Annotated in this window: 10 protein-coding genes and 1 pseudogene; 4 read left to right on the forward strand and 7 right to left on the reverse strand. The window is 70.9% G+C overall.

Annotated elements, in window-relative coordinates:
• Positions 1-138: 138 nt before the first annotated feature.
• Complete coding sequence (locus tag ABZ948_RS20810) at positions 139-213, forward strand: hypothetical protein (protein WP_359761723.1); 75 nt, start codon at positions 139-141, stop codon at positions 211-213.
• Between the two features lie 193 nt (positions 214-406).
• Here ABZ948_RS20810 and ABZ948_RS20815 read toward each other — a convergent pair.
• The 7 genes and pseudogenes from ABZ948_RS20815 to ABZ948_RS20845 form a co-directional block, all read right to left on the reverse strand.
• Positions 407-1699, reverse strand: a pseudogene (locus ABZ948_RS20815) (carboxylesterase/lipase family protein); the annotation flags it as partial.
• Positions 1700-1822: 123 nt separating this feature from the next.
• Positions 1823-3067, reverse strand: coding sequence for an alginate lyase family protein (locus ABZ948_RS20820; protein ID WP_359761576.1), 1245 nt, complete (start codon positions 3065-3067; stop codon positions 1823-1825).
• Between the two features lie 24 nt (positions 3068-3091).
• Complete coding sequence (locus ABZ948_RS20825) at positions 3092-6433, reverse strand: alginate lyase family protein (protein ID WP_359761578.1); 3342 nt, start codon at positions 6431-6433, stop codon at positions 3092-3094.
• Positions 6434-6459: 26 nt separating this feature from the next.
• Positions 6460-7992 carry a glycosyl hydrolase family 28 protein gene (locus tag ABZ948_RS20830; protein ID WP_359761580.1) on the reverse strand — a complete coding sequence of 511 codons (1533 nt, stop codon included), beginning with the start codon at positions 7990-7992 and terminating at the stop codon, positions 6460-6462.
• Between the two features lie 34 nt (positions 7993-8026).
• The gene (locus tag ABZ948_RS20835) at positions 8027-8890 is read right to left on the reverse strand and encodes a carbohydrate ABC transporter permease (protein ID WP_359761582.1); all 864 of its coding nucleotides are present in this window, start codon (positions 8888-8890) and stop codon (positions 8027-8029) included.
• On the reverse strand, positions 8887-9882 hold the full coding sequence (locus tag ABZ948_RS20840; protein WP_359761583.1) for a carbohydrate ABC transporter permease: 996 nt from the start codon (positions 9880-9882) through the stop codon (positions 8887-8889). The genes ABZ948_RS20835 and ABZ948_RS20840 overlap by 4 nt, the downstream gene beginning before the upstream one ends.
• Entirely contained in the window at positions 9879-11228 is a 1350-nt protein-coding gene (locus tag ABZ948_RS20845) for an extracellular solute-binding protein (RefSeq protein ID WP_359761585.1), read from the reverse strand. The genes ABZ948_RS20840 and ABZ948_RS20845 overlap by 4 nt, the downstream gene beginning before the upstream one ends.
• A 630-nt stretch (positions 11229-11858) precedes the next feature.
• On the opposite strand from ABZ948_RS20845, the gene ABZ948_RS20850 reads away from it, so the two are divergent.
• The 3 genes from ABZ948_RS20850 to ABZ948_RS20860 all read left to right on the forward strand — a co-directional run bounded on the left by ABZ948_RS20850 (position 11859) and on the right by ABZ948_RS20860 (position 16115).
• Positions 11859-12872, forward strand: a complete 1014-nt coding sequence (locus tag ABZ948_RS20850) for a hydroxyacid dehydrogenase (RefSeq protein WP_359761587.1) — start codon at positions 11859-11861, stop codon at positions 12870-12872.
• A gap of 433 nt (positions 12873-13305) precedes the next feature.
• Complete coding sequence (locus ABZ948_RS20855) at positions 13306-14394, forward strand: LacI family DNA-binding transcriptional regulator (protein ID WP_114256024.1); 1089 nt, start codon at positions 13306-13308, stop codon at positions 14392-14394.
• A gap of 383 nt (positions 14395-14777) precedes the next feature.
• Complete coding sequence (locus ABZ948_RS20860) at positions 14778-16115, forward strand: ABC transporter substrate-binding protein (protein ID WP_359761590.1); 1338 nt, start codon at positions 14778-14780, stop codon at positions 16113-16115.
• Positions 16116-16123 lie beyond the last annotated feature (8 nt).

Raw genomic sequence — 16123 nt, forward strand, 5'->3', positions numbered from 1 at the left:
GGAGGGCGGCGATGCGGAGCATCGGCAACCGACGACAACGCGGCAGATGCGCGTGCCAGGCCCCGCGTCTGCGATCTGATCCAAACGACAGGCCCTAATGCCGGCGGAGCGCGCCGGAGCGGCGGAGTCGCCGTACGGCTGACCGCAGTTCCGTACTGCGGGTGGGCGCATCGCCGTCGGGGTCCGATGCCGGTGTGGAGTCCGGGGAGGTGACGGCGGCGTCGGCCGCCCACAGGGCGAGTTCGCGGTCCCGGGGGCCGTGGGCGGTGTAGGCGAGGCCGTCCGGCGCGTCCGGGGCGCGGTCTCCGAAGACCCTGACCGGGTGGCGGTCGTCCCAGCGTTCCCAGCCCGGGTCGCCGTCCGTCGCGAAGCGGACCCACGCGCCGTGCATCGCGTCCGCCAGCTCCTGCGGCGCGCCCTCCCCGGCGAGCTTGCGGGACTCCGGGACCTCCCCGGTGTCGAAGACGAAGCCGAGTTCCAGCGCGTGGCAGGCGCCGAGGCCGGGCAGGTTCGAGGGCCAGGCGAACTCGTAGACGTAGGACGGTTCCGGGCGGGCGTCGGCCAGGTGGTGCAGGGGGATGCGCAGCAGGTGGTCGGTGACGAGCTGGCCGACGATCTCCGCCGTGCCGGCCTCGGGGTGCAGGGCGCGGTAGCCGCGCGGGACCTCGCTGCCGCAGTGGCAGCGGGCCATGGCACCGGCCAGGGCGACGGCCCCGAGGCGGTCCACGCGGTCCAGCAGGCCGCCCGGGACCAGCCAGAGCCGGTACTCGTCGCGGGTCCAGCCCATCAGCAGTTCCACGCCCGGGGCGGCGCCCTCGACGAGCGCGTCCAGGGGGTCGCGCGGGACGACGTCGCCGTCGACGACGATGCCGAAGGCGGGGCCGCCGACCACCGGGCTGCTGAGCCTGCCCACCTCGGCCTGGGTGCGCAGCAGCAGGTCGCGGTCGACGGCGGCGAAGGCCTCGGCGGTGGCGGGGATCTTCAGCCGGGCGGCCATCCGGCGCACCATCCGCCGTACCTTGGCCCGCTCGGACGCCTCGGGCGGTCCGCTCTGCAGGACCGCCCGTGGGACCAGCCCCCGCGTCTGCGGGGCGGCGACGAGGGCGCCGATGCTGATCGCCCCGGCGGACTGGCCGCAGAGGGTGATGCGGCCGGGGTCGCCGCCGAAGGCCTCGATGGCCTCGTGCACCCAGGTGAGGGCGGCGATCTGGTCGCGCAGGCCCGGGTTCGGGGGTGTGTCCGGGAAGAGGCCGTAGCCCTCGACTCCGAGCCGGTAGTTGACCGACACGCACACCACGCCGTCGCGGGCGAAGGCGTGGCCGTCGTAGACGGGTACGGCCGAGGAGCCCCGGGTCAGGGCGCCGCCGTGCAGCCAGACGAGGACGGGCAGGCGGGCCGCGGGGTCCGGGTCGGGGGTCCAGACGTTGAGGTTGAGGCAGTCGTCGCCGGGGACGACCGGGTCGGACAGGTAGTGGGCGAAGGCGTCGGAGTACGGCGGTTTGGGCGGGGTGGGGCCGAAGGCGCCCGCGTCGCGGACGCCTTCCCAGGGCTTCAGGGGCACGGGCGGGCGGAAGCGGCGGGGGCCGAACGGAGGCGCCGCGTACGGGATGCCGCGGAAGACCGCGACTCCGCGCTCGTAGCGGCCGCGCACGGCGCCGTGCGGGGTCGTGACCACGGGGTCCGCCTGGTCTGCCGTCATCGCCCACCAGCCCTTCGCCGCGCTCGTGCACCGGGAACACCAGAGCACCACATCGCTCGTCGGTATTCCGGCACACGAGCCGACTTGGCCGCCATTTGGCGAACACTTGGGACAGGTGGCCCGCTATTTGGCGTACATCAGTGTGCCGAAGCCGAGCTGGTCGAAGCCGCCGCTGGTGGTGCCGTAGTCACCCCCTCCGCCCTCCGGGGCGACGGAGAAGCACATCTGGGCGATGTACTTGTCGTCGAGGAGCAGGCGCCGCCCGTAGTGGTAATGGAGCATCGCCCAGACCGGGCGGACCTGGCCGCGGGAGACGGAGCTGATCGCGGTGTGCGACTGCTGGGAGCAGTTCTGGCCGCTGCCCCAGGTGTAGGTGGTGAAGGGCACGTTCATGTTCAGGTTGTACTTGGCGACGTACTGGGCGGCCTTCATGAAGCGGCGGCCGTCGTAGGAGTACAGGTCGTCTCCCTGGTTCCAGGCCATCTCGCAGATCGCGCCCATCTGGCCCATGCCCATCATGGTGTGGCCCTGGTCGCGGCCGGACTCCTGCCACTGGCCGAGGTCGTAGCCCTCGACGCCCGGGTACAGGAACGGCACCGCGTGCTGGATGGAGCCGTTGCCGGCGCCGGTCTTGAAGTAGTTCACCGCCTGGTCGTACTTGGCGCCGTCGTCGCACAGGATCCCGATGGCCATGATCGAGGCCATGTTGCACAGGTCCCAGTTGGCCCAGTAGTTGGTGATGCAGGCGTCGTTGTGGCCGGTGAGGAACTGGTTGTTCATCGGGTAGAACACGTTCAGCATCATCTGCTTGAACCTGTTCAGGTCGAACCCGGCGTAGCCGCGCATGAGCTCGGCGGCGTTGGCGAACTGCCAGCCGTAGATTCCCGCGGCGAGGAACCGGTCGGCGTTGCCCTGGATGGACGTGAGCGTGTTGGACCAGGCGTTGAGGATGCGCACGGCGCAGTCCCCGTTGGCGGCGGTGCCGGCGACCTGCCAGCGCAGGGCGTTTTGGTAGGCGGCGGCGATGTCGTTGTAGAGGAGCGTGTAGTTCTCGGGGTAGCCCGATCCGCGGTAGACGACGGACTGCGGCCTGGCGGTCCAGGTGGACTGGGAGTGGGAGTTGCCGGTCAGTCTGTTCCAGCCGGACAGCCAGGGGTCGTCGCCCGCGGCGACCCTGACCTTGGCGCGGTTGATGTCGCCCCAGTTGTGGAGCATGCCGGGGTGGGTGAAGGTGGCGGGTGCGGCGTCGGCCGTGGTGGCGGTGGCGCCGAGGGCGAGGGCCGCGGTGAGGCCGCCGGCGGTCCTGAGCAGACCGCGGCGGCTCACCTGGCCGCCCTCGTGGTGCGTGTGGGGGGATGTGCGGCTCATGCTGTGTCTCCGTTCCGTGGAGTACTACATGGGGGTGATGCTCACCTCGCCGAACTCGGTGGTGCTGTGGGTCAGGGGGCTGCGGGAGCAGACCACGAGACCCACGTAGTAGGGGGCGTCACCGAAGCCGGGGATGTCTCCCTCGGCGAGGGGGGTCCAGGTGGCGCCGTCGTCGGTCGAGGCGGATGCGGTGAAGTGCGTCCCGGTGCGCTTCAGCCGCAGCAGGCAGCCGGCGGTGACCGCCGCGTTGCCCGTGAAGGTGGACCGTCCGGCGACGGTCGGGCGCAGCATCAGCTGGGCGCTGGTGCCGCCGGTGACGATCGTCCCGGCCGCCTGGTCGAACGGCGACAGGGACTTGGCCATGAGCAGGCCGACCCGGTCGCCGGCGGCTCCGGCGCGGGAGAGCAGGCGGGCGGTGACCTCGCAGTCCCCGGTGACGGGCCGTCGGACGAACTGGCCGGTCATGCCCTGGTTGTTGACGGTGAGGTCGGTCCCGGCGCCCCGCACCACGAACGTCCCGTCCTGGTGGGCGGTGCTGCCGGGGGTGCGGACGGCGACCACGCCGAGGGTGCCGTAGGCGCGGTCGTCGAGGACGACGTCGCCCAGGTCGCCGTAGGTCCAGGGCGCGGGCGGCGGGGTGCCGACCGTGAGGGTGAGGGTGGCGGTGGCGTCTCCGGCGGCGTTCCCCGCCGTGGTGGTGACCTCGAACTCGCCCGTCTCGGTGGGCGTTCCGGAGATCAGGCCGGTGCGCCGGTCGACGCGCAGGCCGTCGGGCAACCCGTCCGCGGTGAACCGCACGGGTTCGTGCGTGGCCCGCAGGAGGTGCTTGAAGGGCACGCCCTTGTTGGCGAACGCCGCTGTGGAGGAGGTGAGTTGGGGCTGCGACGGCATCGGCGTCGTCGCCACGGCGGACGGCGACAGGGGGCCGCGTCCCGCGACGTTGGTCTTGGCGACGGCGTAGTGGTACGTCGTGCCGGGGGTGCCGGTGGCGTCGGCGTACCGGACGCGGGTGCCGAAGCCGACCGGGCCGATGCCCGTGGCGATGGTCTCGTACGGGCCGTCGGCGGCGGTGGCGCGCAGCACCTTGTAGCGGGCGGCGAGGTCCGGGTCGGTCCAGGCCAGTTCGACCGCGTCGGCTCCCGCGGCGGCCCGCAGGTCGCCGGCGGCGCGGGCGGGGCGCGGCACGGTCCAGATCTCGCCGGCGGTCCGGGAGACCACGCTGACGTTGTCGAAGGCGCCCGTGCCGGTCTCGGCGTACTCCTCGTCGACGCCGAGGCAGGAGGTGAGGGTGAGGCCGACGTACGCGGTGGCGCCGAGGTCGACGCCGGTGGAGCCGACCTCGGTCCAGCGGATGCCGTCCGGGGAGATGGCGCCGGTGCAGCGGTCGCCCCGGCGGGTCACGCGCACCCAGTACGGCATGCGCAGCCGGTAGCCGTCGCCCGCGCCCTCGACGTAGGGGGCCTTGAGCGGGGTCGCCGACTCGGGCAGCGCGCCGAGCGAGGAGATCGGGAAGGCGGCGCTGGTGGTGATCGTCTGCTGCTGGGAGGGCGGCACGGGCGTGCTGCCGGTCCCCCTGACCCGCTCCCCCGCCCTGGCCCGTACGGACCACACACCGCTCCAGGTGTGCAGCGGCAGGCCCTGGATCAGCATGGCGGCGTGGGCGGCGTCCGCGTCCAGGCCGGCCCGTACGGTGACGCCGATCCTGGAGTACTGGGAGCTGAGCGGGTACACGATCCGCGCGGTGATCGTGCCGTCGCCGCGCAGCGGCAGGTAGGCCAGGCGGTGGGTGTCGGCGGTGCCGGAGGCCTCCAGCAGGAACCGTTCGCCGTCGAAGACCGCCGAGCCGGGGATCCGGACGTCCCCGACGTCCCGCGTCGCCCAGGGCTCGGGCAGCCCGGGGACCGCCGCCGCCCACGGTGAAGGGGCGCTGCGGCCCTGGGAGTTGGTGGCGGTGACCCGGTAGTACGCCGTCTTGCCGGGGTGGGCGTCGCGGTCGGTGTACGCCGGGTCGGCGAGACCGGTGGCGACCTCCTGGTACGTCCCGTCGGCGCTGTCGGCCCGCAGGACGGTGTACGACTCGGCCCACGCCGAGGGCAGCCAGGCCACGCTGACGGACTTGTCGGTGCCGACCGCCGTGACACCGGCCGGTGCCGTGGGTACGGCCGGGGCGGGGGCCTTGGTGCCGGCGAAGGTGACGGTGCCCCAGCTGGGCAGGTCGTCGTTGCTGCCCTCGACGACCCGGGCGCCGCCGGTGCCGCGGAAGACGGCCGCCTTGGTGTAGGGGGTGTCGAGGCCGCGGACGCCGGCGTAGTGCGCGTACGCCATCTCGTAGATGGGCGGGAGGTTGCCGCGTCCGACGGCCGAGACGGTCTTCTTGACGTACTTGCCGGTGCGGTCGAGGTCGGGGACGAAGGGGACGTCGCCGCCGAGGTTGTAGCGGGCGGCGTACTCGACGTTCCTCAGCAGCCGGTTGCCGTCGAAGGCGTACAGGTCGACGCCCTGGTTCCAGGCGACCTGCGCGGCGTCCGCGAGCAGGCCGACCGCGAGCTGTTCGTGGCCCTGGTCGCGGCCGGACTCCTGGCCCTGGCCGGCGTCGGTGACGATGCGGTGGCGGACGCTGCCGTTGCCCGCGCCCGCGGCGGCGAAGCGGAGCGCGTCCTCGAAGAGGGTGGGCTCCTCGCAGAACACGCCGATGGCCAGGATCGACTGGACGGACGTCAGGTCCCAGTTGCCGTTGGCGTAGAGCATGTAGCCGGAGATGGCCGGATACCAGACGCGCAGGAACGACTCCTCGCAGCGGGCGATGTCCTCCTTCGCCCAGCCGTCGTAGCCGCTGTGCCGGAGCAGTTCGGCGGCGTTGACGAACTTGAAGACCTGGAGGCCCGCGCCGAGCGGCCCGTCGGCGCCGGTGACGGCCTGCAGGGAGGCCGACCAGGCGTTGAGGATGTCGCGGGACTTGTCGGCGTAGGCACGCTCGCCCGTGATGCACCACATCAGCGCGGTCTGGTAGGCGGCGGCCGAGTCGGCGACGGCCTGGTTCTGGAAGTTGGTGGGGCCACGGCCCCAGGAGGTGATCTGGCCGGTGTTCTGGATGGCGTAGGTCGCCTTGGAGCGCGCGTGGGCGGCGAGGGCGAGGAAACCGTCGTGGACGGGGGATTCCTTGGCGGCGACGGCGGCCTTCATCCGGGCCAGGTCGTCGGCGCTGTGCAGCAGCCCGGGGTGGGTGAAGGCGCGCAGGCCGGTGGGGTCCTGGGTGGCGGCCCGGGCGGTGCCGGACGCGAGCAGGCCGCTCGCGCCCGACACCAGCAGCAGGGCGGCCGCGCCGCCGAGGAAGCCCCGGCGGCTCGGTGCGGGAGTCGTTCTCATGGGCGTTGCTCTCAGGGGTTCGGCGCTCATGACGCGGCGGCCGCCGCGGCCTCGGCGGTGGTGAGGAACTTCAGGTTCGTCACGTGCTCGTTGACGAACATGGGCACGCCGTCCGAGGCCAGGTACCACTTCGGCTTGCCCGTGCTGTCGGCGATCACCCTGCCGTTGACGCGGAGGTTCTCGAAGGTGACGTCCTTGATCGCGTGCTCCGCGTCGAGGCCGGCGATGATCGAGAGGTCGGCGTTCTTGCCGTTGTAGCTGAGGTCCTTGATGTAGACGGACTCGATGCCGCGGCCTGCCGACGTGTTGTACTTCGGGTTGTACTCGACCCGCAGGTGGATGAGCTGGCCCCAGCGGAAGTCCTCCACGCGGATGTCGTCGAACCTGACGTCCCGGACGAGGTTGCTGTCGCCGACCATGAAGGCGATGGCGCCCTGGTAGGTCACCTGCGGCTCGCGGTGGTCGAGGATGTCGATGTTCTCGTAGCGCAGGTTCTCCAGCATCTCCGGGTTCTCGGAGTTGCCGTGCACGCCGATGTTGATCGGGTGGGCGACGTCGGCCCAGAGGGAGCAGTTCTTGACGGTGATGTTGCGGGTGTCGCCGTAGAAGTCCCAGCGGTGGGTGTAGAGAGCGACGCAGTCGTCGGAGGTGCGCAGGAAGCAGCCGTCGATCGTGACGTTCTCGGAGCAGTAGAGCTGGATGCCGTCACCCCAGCCCTGGTGGCTGAAGGCGCGCAGGTTCTTGATGGTGAGGTTCCGGGACTCGGCGACCCGGACGTTCTCGTAGCGGGGGTTGAGGATGGTGACGCCGTCGATGGTCACGTTCTCGCACTTGCGGATGAACATCGCCCCCACGGGGGAGTTGTAGAGCACGCCGCGACCGGTCAGCCGGGAGTTCTCCACGTTCTCGAAGATCACGTTGGAGGTGAGGACGGCACCGGGCGCCAGATAGACGGTGGTGTTGCTGGGCACACGCAGCGTCCGGTCCGGGTGGGTGTGCAGGCCCGGCCCGAAGTACATGACGTGCTTGTCGCCCTCGGCGGGCGGGTTCTCCTCGATCGGGTTCGCGAACAGGTGCAGGCAGTCGAAGATCTTGTCGTCGATCTGGACGACGAGGTTGCGGGGCCGGTCCAGGGTGAAGCGCGCGGTGCTGCCGAGCACCTCGGGCTTGATGCCGTACGAGTCCGGGCGGATGCGGACCTTCTCGCCGCCGCCCGGGTTGTACGTGACCTCGACCTCGACGGTGCCGGAGAAGTCGAAGGCGGCCCAGGAGGAGTTCTGGGCTCTGTTGCTGCCGGTGTTCGCGTCGATCAGTGCGAGTCTGGCGAGGTAGACGCCGAGCTTCTGCCAGGTGCCGCCGAGCGGCCGGACCTTGACGGTGAAGGAGTTGTTGACGGGCACCTGCGGAAGGGTCGGGTGGATGACGACGCTGTCGCCGGCGGTGCCGGTCTCCTCCGCGGCGGCGGCCGGTGCGGTGCCCGCGATGCTGCCGGCCAGGCCGGCGGCAGCGATGACACCGGCGGCCTGGAGGGTGGTCCGGCGTGACAGGGGAGTGTTCATGCGCAACTCCTTGCAAAAAGATTCGGTAAGAGGGTTACTTCAGTCCGGTCGTGGACATCCCGGCGACGAACCCGCGCTGGGCGATCAGGAAGATCAGCAGGATCGGCACGACGTACATCACGGATGCCGCGGCCTGGAGGTTGGCGACCGGGGTGCCGGCCGAGGTGACGTACGTCGTCATGACCGCGACGGCCAGGGTCGACTTGTCGGTGGACAGCAGCAGCTGCGGGGCGATGTAGTCACCCCAGGACCAGGTGAAGGCGATGACGAAGCTCGCGGAGAGCACGGGCCAGGACTGCGGCAGGAAGATCCGCCAGAAGATCGTGCCGTAGCCGCAGCCGTCGACGATGGCGGCCTCCTCCAGCTCCCGGGGCAGCCCGGCGAAGAACTGCCGGAAGAGGAAGACCAGGTAGGGGGCGGCGGCCAGCCCCCACAGCACCCACGGCCAGTACGTGTCGACCATGCCGAGCTTGGCGAAGATCAGGTAGGTCGGCAGCAGGGTGATCATCTGGGGCAGCATCATCGAGCCGATGAGGATGCCGAACAGCGTCTTCTTGCCGGGGGCGTCCAGCCGGGCGAAGCCGAAGCCCACCCAGGCCGAGCTGAGGGTGACGAGCGTGGCGTAGATGAGCGCGATGATCAGGGAGTTGCGGGCGTAGCCGAGGAAGTCGATCAGGTGGAAGGCGTCGGCGAAGTTGTGCCACTGGAAGTCGGTGGGCAGCCAGTGCACGGGGGACGCGGCCAGCTCCGCCGGGGTCTTCAGGCCGCTGAGGATCAGCCAGCCGAAGGGGCCGATGAAAAGCCCGGTGATGACGACGAGGACCGTGTAGAGGACCAGGCGGTTGACGCGGATCCGCACCCGGGGCGCGGAGTCGGGGAGCGGACTGGTGGCGGTCACTTCTTCGCCTCCGGGTCGACGTTGTAGAACACCACGCCGGACGTGAACCTGAAGATGAGCCCGGTGGCGATGAGGATCAGCACGAAGAGCACCCACAGCAGCGCGGAGGCGTAGCCGTAGCGGCCGAGCGCGAAGTACTGCGAGAAGACGTGCATCATGTAGAGGTAGTTCGACTGCGGCAGCGCGGTGACGCCCGCCGTGGTGCCGTCGGGGGTGAGCAGCAGCGGCATGATGGTCTGCACGGACGCGATGACGCCGGTGACCGTCTGGAAGAGCAGCACCGGCGACAGCAGCGGCACGGTGATGCTGCGGAAGGTCCGCCAGGCGCTCGCCCCGTCGATCCGGGCGGCCTCGTGCAGCTCGCGGGGCACGTCCTGGAGCCCGGCCAGCGAGATGATCATGACGTTTCCGGCCGCCCACAACACGCTCATCAGCAGCACGTAGCGGGCGTAGGGGTCGGCGAGCCAGCCGAGCGCGTCGAATCCGAAGAGTGTGATGACGCCGTTGGCGGCACCGGAGTTCTGGTCGAAGAGCGCCTTGAAGGTGAGGCCGACGCCCACCGGCGGCACCACCGCCGGCAGGTAGAGCAGCGTGCGGAACAGCCCGCGCGCCTTGACCGGCCGGTTGACCAGCACGGCGAGCGCGAGCCCGGCGATGATCGACAGGGGGACCGAGGTGAGGGCGAACAGGCCCGTGCGGCCCAGGGAGTTCCAGGTCTGCGGGTCGGAGAACAGCTCGGTGTAGTTGCCGAGGCCGACGTACCGCCAGTGCGGCGAGATCCCGTCGTACGTGGTGAAGCTCAGCCACAGCGCGTACGCCATCGGGACGACGGTCAGCAGCAGGAAACCGATGATCCAGGGCGAGGTGAACAGGTAGAAGGCGCGGTGCCTGCGCGCGGTCATGGAGATCCGGGGCCGCCGGTCCGGGGCGGCGCGTCGGGTGCTCGCGGCGGGGCCGGGCCTGTCCGCGAGGGATATCTGGTCGACCGTCATCCCACCTGCTCCTTACCGCGCTTGAGCTGCTCGTTCATCAGCGAGTTCAGGCGGCCCGCCAGGGTGTCGACGGACATCCGGCCGTTCATCGCGGCCGGGGCCTCCTGGTTGAACAGGGCGTAGAGCGAGTCCGCCGTCGCGTAGGGGGTGTAGGCGATCACCGAGAAGTGCTCCAGCTCGGCGTTCTGCACCTTCAGCGCCCGCTTCTGGTAGTCCTCCTGGGCGGGCATCAGCGGGCGCAGCGACTTCAGGCTGGGGATGCCCCAGCCGCTGGAGGCACGGGCCTTGGCCGGGCCCTCGCCGAAGAACCACTCGAAGACCCGCCAGGCGGCGTCCTTGTTCCTCGCCTTCTTCGGCATCCACAGGCCGGTGCCGGCCTGGCAGGGGCTGACCCGCCGGCCGCCCTCGAAGACCGGGGCCGGGGCGAGGCGGGCGTGCGGCGCCAGCTTCTTGTCGGCGTTGATCAGGCCGCCGAGCCAGTAGCCGGAGTTGGACATGGCCATGCGGTTGGCCTGGAAGGTGGGGCCGTCCCAGGTGTTGGGGTCCGGCTGGACGATGCTCGGGCCGACCCTGCGCCGGCCGTACTCGATGTACCAGGCCAGGGCCTTGCGGGCCTCCGGGGTGGTGAAGTCGATCCGGGAGAAGTCGTCGTTGAAGAGGCTGCCTCCGGCGGTGGCGGTCAGGCTCGCCAGGAGGTTGGGGGTGGACACGCCGTTGTAGCTGCCGCCGAAGACGGTCGTCTGGCCGTTCTTGCGCCGGGTGAGCCGCTCGGCGTTCTCCAGCCACTCCTCGTAGGTGACGGGCTCGGTCTCCGGCGGGTAGTCGACACCGGCGTCGTCGAAGAGCGCGGTGTTGTACCAGAACATGGAGTCCTGGGAGAAGTCCTTGGCCATGCCGTAGCGGGGGCCCTTGCCCTGGGTGCGGCCGTCGTAGCGCCAGAGGTCGTTGACCGGGTCGAGGTCGTCGACCTTGAGGACGGTGCTCCGGGCGAAGTACGGGTCCAGGTCCTGCATCACGTCCCGCGCCGCGAAGTAGGGCGCGTCGGTGGCGCCGACACCGCGGACCAGGTCGGGCGGGGCGCCGTTGGTCATCATGCCGATCAGCTTGGTGATGTCGTACCGCACCGTGACGATCTTGACGCCGATGTCCTTCTGGGCCTGCCGGACCAGCTCCGGGGACAGGTCGTCGGGCTTGACCATCAGCGTGACGGTCTCCCCGCCGCCGCTGACGCCGGTGGAGACCTGCATCGCGCAGCCGCTCAGCGAAGCCGCGCCCGTGGCGGCGCCGGCTGCCGAGAGGGCGAGGAATCGGCGGCGGCTCAGGGAAGCACCAGCACGTGGGTGCATGAACGCACCACCTCCTGCTCTGCTGTTCGAAATACCGGCTCTATGCCGGAGAGCCGACCGTGAGGGTCTGCTCGGCAACCGGTTGTTGTACGTGGGGCAGAGCTTCTTCCGGTCAGGATGGCGCGTCAAGAGCCCCGGCGAACTTTCGAAAAGACTGTGCAACGTCGACGTCATGCAACAGGTGACCGGAAACGCCCGGTTTCTACCGTCGCGGTCGAGCCGCGGGGCGACAGCAGCGGCGACCTCGACCAGGCGCGGACCCACAGCTCGGTCGGCAACCATTCCGGGAACCGGTTGCCACAGAGGCCTTCCGGGCAGTGATACCCCGGCAACGACGTCCACCGGCCCGGCTCCAGGCCGTCGAAACATCAGTAATCGATTTCCGCAACCGAGCCATGACCGCGGCTCACCGCCGGGTCATCTGCTTGGGGGCTCGGCGACGGACCGCGACCCCGGCAGACCGCCCCCAGCGCGCCTTCTCCCGTCACTACGTACTTCCGGCGAGGTCGTTGAACCGATCCGGCGGCTTCGGAGTTACCCCCGGCCCTGGCGATTGACCGCCGCTTCCCGGCGGATCTACGGTAGAAGGCGCTTTCTGAAACAGTTTCCGTCCACAGCTCCAGGAGAGTCATGCCCAGCCCCCAGCTGCCGCGGGCCGTGTTCGCGATGGACCCGGTGCACCTCCCGCTGCTCTTTCCTCCGCCGCTGATGGAGCGGTTGAGGCGCACGGCCGACATCGACCCCGGGGTGGTGGTGCGGGACTTCGCCGATCCGGCCGCGGCCGGCACCCTGGCCTCCGCCGAGATGCTCATCACCGGCTGGGGCTGCCCCCACCTGGACGCCGGCGTCCTCGCGGCGGCCCCGAAGCTCGGCGCCGTCCTGCACGCGGCCGGGTCCGTCCGCTCGCTGGTCGGCGAGGCCCTGTGGGAACGCGGGGTCACCGTCTCCAGCGCGGTGACGGGCAACGCCCTGCCGGTCGCCGAGTACACGCTCGCGATGATCCTGCTGGCGGGCAAGGACGCCTTCGACCACCGCGAGCGCTTCCGCCGCACCCACGCCTACCCGGGCCCCGCCGAGACCGCGGCGACCGGGAACCTGCGCCGCCGCGTCGGCGTCATCGGCGCCTCCCGCGTGGGCCGCAGGCTGCTGGAGCTGCTGCGGCCGTTCGACCTCACCGTCCTGCTGCACGACCCGTACGTCAGCCCCGCCGAGGCCGCCGCCCTCGGCGCCGAGTCGCTGTCACTGGAGGACCTGCTCCGGCACAGCGACATCGTGAGCCTGCACGCCCCCGACATCCCCGAGACCCACCACATGCTCGACCGCGACCGGCTCGCCCTGGTCCGGGACGGCGGCGTGCTCATCAACACCGCCCGCGGCGCGCTGGTCGACCACGAGGCGCTCGCCGACGAGTTGGTCTCCGGCCGGCTCAGCGCGGTCCTCGACGTCACCGACCCGGAGCCGCTGCCCGCGGGGTCGCCGCTCTACCACCTGCCCAACGTGTTCCTCACCCCGCACATCGCCGGGTCCCTCGGCAACGAACTGGAGCGGCTCGGCCGCATCGTCGTGGAGGAACTGGAGCGCCTGGTGGCGGGCCTGCCGCCGGAGCACGAGGTGCGGCACGCGGACCTCGCGCGGGTGGCGTGACCCCCGTGGCGGGCGGATCCTCCCGCCCGTCGGCGCCCCCGCCGGACCCGACGGCGGACCGGAGCCCCGGGCCGTCGTCCACAGGCCCTCCAGCCTGGAGTGACGATGGGATACGGTTTCCGCACCGGAGCGGGCGCGACCCCGGCAACCGGCGCGACCGGGCGGGCGACGTCCGGACCGCGGCGGACCGGTTCGCGACCGGACCGGACGGCGCGGCGGACCCCGACCGCGGCGGACGGTTCGTGGCCGGACCGGACGGCGCGGCCGAACCGGACCGCGCACCGGGCCGGGCCGCGACGGCCCGGGCACGACGGACCGGACCGCGTTCCGCGGGCAGTCCACCGGCCGCGACGGACCGGGGGCCCGCCATCGGCCGGGCCGCCACCGACCGGACCGCGACGGGCCGGGCCACTACCGTGAAGGAGCCGCAAGGGTGAGTCAGCGCAAGGCGACGAACGACGCCGGCCGGGCGACCATCCGCGACGTCGCGGAACGCGCGGGCGTCTCCGTGGCCAGCGTCTCGCGGGTGCTGTCCGGCAACTACCCGGTGTCGGAGGAGCTGCGCCGCCGGGTGATGAAGGTGGTCCGCGACCTGGACTACGTCACCAACGCCCACGCCCGCTCGCTGGCCGGCGGCGGCACACCGACGGTGGCGATCCTCATCAACAACATCACCGGCGCCGCGTTCGCGCACGTCGCGAAGGGCGTCGAGGGCGCCGCCACGCTGCGCGGCTGGCTCTCGCTGGTCGGCACCACCGGCGACGACCCGGAGCGGGAGCTGGCCCTGGTCAACCTCATGCGCCAGCAGGGCGTGGCCGCCGTGATCCTGCTCGGCGGCGCCTACGACTACGACGAGTACCAGCTGCGCATGGCCCGCTTCGCCCGTTCCCTGGACGCGGCCGGCTCGCACCTGGTGCTGGTGGGCAGGCCCCCGCTGGAGGGCGACGTCCCGGCGACGACCGTGGACTACGACAACGAGGGCGGCGCCTACGCGATGGCCAGCCATCTGCTCTCGGCCGGCCACCGGCGCGTCCTCGTCCTGCCCGGGCACGCCGAACTGACCACCGCGCAGGGCCGGTTGCGGGGCGCCCAGCGGGCGTTCGAGGCGTACGGGGTGCCGTTCGACCCGGGCCTGGTGCGGCACGGCCACTACGACTACGAACACGGCTACGAGGCCGTCGAGACGGCGCTGCACGAGACGCCGGACTTCACGGCGGTGCTCGCCGGGACGGACGTCGTCGCCGCGGGCGCCATGCAGGCCCTGCGCGCGGCGGGCCTGCGGGTGCCGGAGGACGTCTCGATCGTCGGCTACGACGACATCCCGCTGGCCTCCCAGCTCACGCCCCAACTGACCACCGTGCACGTGCCGTACGAGGAGATGGGCCGTGTGGCGCTGCGGGCGGTGGCCGACCGGCGCGAGGGCGGCGCGGGCCGCCGCAAGAGCGCGGACGGCGACCACCTGGTGCTGGGCACCCATGTCGTGGTTCGCAACTCGGTCCGGCCACCGGCCCAGCACGGATAACGCGTAGAGGTCGTTACGTAACCGTTTTCCAGCTTCTTTGCCGCCTGTTCGGGGTCTCGTCGCCGTGTCCGCCGAGCCCCGGGCGGTCGGGTTCGACACTGCGTTGACCTGCGCGTATGCGGGCGGCACCCGTAGATCCGGCGCGTCCCCCGCGGATAACCCGGCGGACAACCCGCCGAAACAAATTGCTGCGCACCTCTTGCTAAGAGCCGGGCCGCCCGCCTACCTTCCCAGCAACCGCTTACTACAGCTTCTGCTTCCGCTTGGCCGAACCCCCCGCAACCGCGAGCCGACGGTTTCCGGCCGCCGTTCCTGGCCAGCACCACCGAGCCGCCGCCGTCCTCTCGTTCTGAGAACGCCCTATTCCGAAGGATCACGGTCAGATGAACTTCACCAGCCCCCGGAGAAGGTTCGCCTCCGCCGCAGTCGCGGGTATCGCGCTGACAGGTCTGCTCTCCGCCTGCGGCGGATCCGGCTCGGGTGACGACGCCGCCGCGAAGTCGGGCCCGGTCACCCTGCCCTTCTGGGGCTGGGCCAACGGCCAGGAGGCGGTCGTCAAGGCGTTCAACGCCGCGCACAAGGACGTCCAGCTGAAGTACACCAAGGTCACCGACCAGCTGACCATGCAGAAGCAGCTGACCAACGCGGTGAAGGCGGGCAACGCCCCCTGCCTGGTGCAGAACACCGCCGAGTACGTCACCAGCTGGGTCTCGCAGGGCGCGCTCGCCGACATCACGCGGTACGTCGAGGGCGAGCAGGACAAGTTCAACACCGGCTCCTGGGCGAGCGCGCAGGTGCAGGGCAAGATGTACGGCGTTCCGACCAGCTCGGCGCCCCAGTTCACGATCTACCGCACGGACATCTTCAAGAAGTACGGTCTTGAGCCCCCGGCCACCTGGGACGACTTCATCGCCGCGGGCAAGGAGCTGAAGAAGCACGGCATCAAGATCACCAACTACGCCGGTGAGGACCCGAGCACCCTGGAGGTGCTCGCCATGCAGGCCGGGGCGCACTGGTACTCAATCGACGGCGACGCCTGGAAGGTGAACTTCCAGGACGAGGGCACGCTGCAGGCCGCGAAGGTGATCCAGGAGATCATCGACAACGACCTGAACGCCAAGCTGTCCTTCGCCGACTACGCGGCCGTGCAGCGCAGTTACGACACCGGTGCCACCGCGACCCGGCAGATCTCCACCTGGCAGATGGCCGGCATGGTGCAGAACTTCACGAAGTCCTTCGGCGACTGGGCGCTGGCCCCGTGGCCGACCTACAAGGGTGAGGCGCCCAAGACGCCGGCCGGCACCAACCTGACCGGCAGCGTGACCCTGGTGACCGAGCAGTGCAAGAACCAGGAGCAGGCGGCCCGGGCGGCGTTGTGGATGTCGACGAACCAGGACGCGGTCAAGACGATGGCGAGCCCGGAGACCGGCAACGGCGTGATGCCGGCGCTGAAGGACAGCGACTCCTACGTGGGTGAGTCGATCTCGCAGAAGCTGCTCGGCAAGAACTACGAGCCCGCGCAGAAGGTCGTGACCGACAGCCTGGGCACCGTCACCACCGACTGGACCTTCGGCCCCAACTGGACCGCGATGTTCACCGAGCTGCAGGCCGGCTGGGCCAAGGTCGTAGCCAAGGAGCAGAAGGTCACCGACCTGCTCGCGCACATGCAGGAGTGGACGGTCAAGGACCTGAAGTCCCGCGGTATCAGCGTCAAGGGCTGAGGCATTCG

The organism is Streptomyces olindensis, assembly GCF_040645895.1.
Classification (GTDB): Bacteria; Actinomycetota; Actinomycetes; order Streptomycetales; family Streptomycetaceae; genus Streptomyces; species Streptomyces olindensis.

Coding starts and splice junctions, on each gene's coding strand:
- ABZ948_RS20850 (WP_359761587.1), top strand. CDS start 11,859: ATGCCCAGCCCCCAGCTGCCGCGGGCCGTGTTCGCGATGGACCCGGTG.
- ABZ948_RS20840 (WP_359761583.1), bottom strand. CDS start 9,882: ATGACGGTCGACCAGATATCCCTCGCGGACAGGCCCGGCCCCGCCGCG.
- ABZ948_RS20845 (WP_359761585.1), bottom strand. CDS start 11,228: ATGCACCCACGTGCTGGTGCTTCCCTGAGCCGCCGCCGATTCCTCGCC.
- ABZ948_RS20820 (WP_359761576.1), bottom strand. CDS start 3,067: ATGAGCCGCACATCCCCCCACACGCACCACGAGGGCGGCCAGGTGAGC.
- ABZ948_RS20825 (WP_359761578.1), bottom strand. CDS start 6,433: ATGAGAACGACTCCCGCACCGAGCCGCCGGGGCTTCCTCGGCGGCGCG.
- ABZ948_RS20830 (WP_359761580.1), bottom strand. CDS start 7,992: ATGAACACTCCCCTGTCACGCCGGACCACCCTCCAGGCCGCCGGTGTC.
- ABZ948_RS20860 (WP_359761590.1), top strand. CDS start 14,778: ATGAACTTCACCAGCCCCCGGAGAAGGTTCGCCTCCGCCGCAGTCGCG.